We start from the raw sequence: 2291 nt of genomic DNA on the forward strand, positions 1-2291 counted from the left end.
ATCTTGATGGAGTTCTTGTTGGCACCTACAGTACCATCAGCTCCCAGACCCCAGAATTTACAGTTTGTTGTTCCTTCAGGAGTTGTTACGATCGGAGCACCTGTCTCAAGGGAAAGGTTAGTAACATCATCAACGATACCGATTGTGAATTTTTCTTTAGCAGTGTTCTCATAAACAGCTACGATCTGTGCAGGTGTAGTATCTTTGGAACCTAAACCATAACGTCCGGAGAATACTTTTACGCCGCCGAATTTGCTGTCTTTTAATGCTGCTACAACGTCAAGGTACAGTGGCTCGCCAAGTGCACCCGGCTCTTTAGTTCTGTCAAGAACTGTGATCTGTTTTACAGATTCCGGAATTGCATCGATGAGTGCCTGTGCGCAGAATGGTCTGTAAAGACGAACTTTAACAACACCGACTTTCTTTCCTGCTGCTGCAAGGTAGTCGATTGTCTCCTCGATTGTATCGTTTACAGATCCCATAGCAACGATTACGTGTTCTGCATCAGCAGCTCCGTAGTAGTTGAATAATTTGTAATCTGTACCGATCTGTAGCGTTAACTTTATCCATGTATTCCTGTACTACTGCCGGAAGAGCATCGTAGTATGGGTTACATGCTTCTCTTGCCTGGAAGAAGATATCCGGGTTCTGAGCGGAACCTCTCTGACATGGGTGATTCGGATTCAGGGCATGGTTACGGAATGCAGCGATTGCATCCCATCTGCCATATCCTTCAGATCTTCATAATCCCATGTTTCAATCTTCTGAATCTCGTGAGATGTACGGAATCCATCGAAGAAGTTGATGAACGGAACTTTACCTTTGATTGCTGAAAGGTGAGCAACAGGTGTTAAGTCCATAACTTCCTGTACAGAAGATTCGCAGAGCATTGCGCATCCGGTCTGACGACAGGCCATAACGTCTGAATGATCTCCGAAAATTGAAAGTGCATGAGAAGCAAGTGCACGTGCAGATACGTTGAATACTGCAGGTAACTGCTCACCGGCAATTTTGTAAAGGTTCGGGATCATAAGTAACAGACCCTGAGATGCTGTATATGTTGTTGTTAAAGCACCTGCTGCCAGAGATCCGTGTACAGCACCTGCTGCACCAGCCTCAGACTGCATTTCAGTTACCTGAACTTCCTGTCCGAAAATGTTCTTTCTTCCCTGGGTTGCCCATTCATCTGTTGCTTCCGCCATAACAGATGAAGGAGTGATCGGGTAAATAGCGGCTACATCTGAGTATGCATATGAAGCATGAGCAGCTGCATGGTTACCATCCATGGTTTTCATCTTTCTTGCCATAGTTTGTTTTTCCTCCTTAAAGGTTGATGAAAATTAATTATTTATTTCAAGGCATAAGTAAAATATACCTCAAATTTCATTGTAGATTATAACATAATCTTCTGCCTGTGTCCAATTTGTTTTGACATATTTTGTATCTTCTGAGGTACAAAGCAGGGATTTTCTGTTATTTCAGTAGCAAATATGTGCATTTTTTGAGTTGTATATGACTAACATTATGCAGATATGCCAAATTTCGGACAAATCAGGCAGATAAAATCATCCGCTTCGCTTCGCTGCGCAGCTCTGCACCGGACAACTGCTCTGCAGTTTATTCAGTATATCAGTAAAAAAAGGAGGCTCTACGCCTCCTCCATGATCTGCTGTATTGTTTTTCTCTTAAGGAGACTTATCAGTTCATCCTGTACAGATAACAATTCTCTATGTACCAGACATGGCAATCCATCCTGTCCGTCTCTGACACAGTTATATTTCGGATCCAGACATTCGATGATAAACATATCCGGATCAATCGCCGAATAAACCTCATATAAAGTCAGCTCATCCAGTCCCCTGTTCAGAGAATAACCACCATGTACGCCTCTGTATCCCTTCACGATCTCTGCCTTCTGAAGTTTCTTCAGGATCTTATAGGCAAAAGGAGCGGTGATCGCTTCTTTCTCACAGATATCGGATACGCTCAGTCTGCTCTCTCCCCAAAGCGCACGTACCACTCGAACTGCATAATCGCACTCTCTTGTAATAAACATAGTCTTTGCAACCTCTCTAAAATTAATTATCCTTTACTGTCCACATCGCTGTTCTGTATAAAACAATGGAAACAGTAATCGTTATTTCTGTCATATCAATGCCTCATATTTCTGTCCGTCAAGAGGCTATATTTATTCTATATTATAACAGTGCTTCTTTTTTTTGTAAATAAAAGAACCCAAAAAAGCAAAAAACAGTTGCAAATTTCCCAATTTACGGTACAATGATAAACGG

The 2291-nt window shown here is 42.1% G+C and carries 1 protein-coding gene and 1 pseudogene; both read right to left on the reverse strand.

The window, feature by feature from the left end:
• Positions 1 to 1307: pseudogene (locus AC075L_RS05600) on the reverse strand (pyruvate:ferredoxin (flavodoxin) oxidoreductase); the annotation flags it as partial.
• 341 nt (positions 1308 to 1648) lie between these two features.
• Positions 1649 to 2056 carry an RrF2 family transcriptional regulator gene (locus AC075L_RS05605; protein WP_008703296.1) on the reverse strand — a complete coding sequence of 136 codons (408 nt, stop codon included), beginning with the start codon at positions 2054 to 2056 and terminating at the stop codon, positions 1649 to 1651.
• Between the last annotated feature and the right edge of the window lie 235 nt (positions 2057 to 2291).

It is taken from the genome of Blautia sp. ZXY-1-B12 (genome assembly GCF_056339915.1).

Excerpts from the sequence above, each read along its gene's own strand:
- AC075L_RS05605 (WP_008703296.1), bottom strand. The coding sequence starts at position 2,056 with ATGTTTATTACAAGAGAGTGCGATTATGCAGTTCGAGTGGTACGTGCG.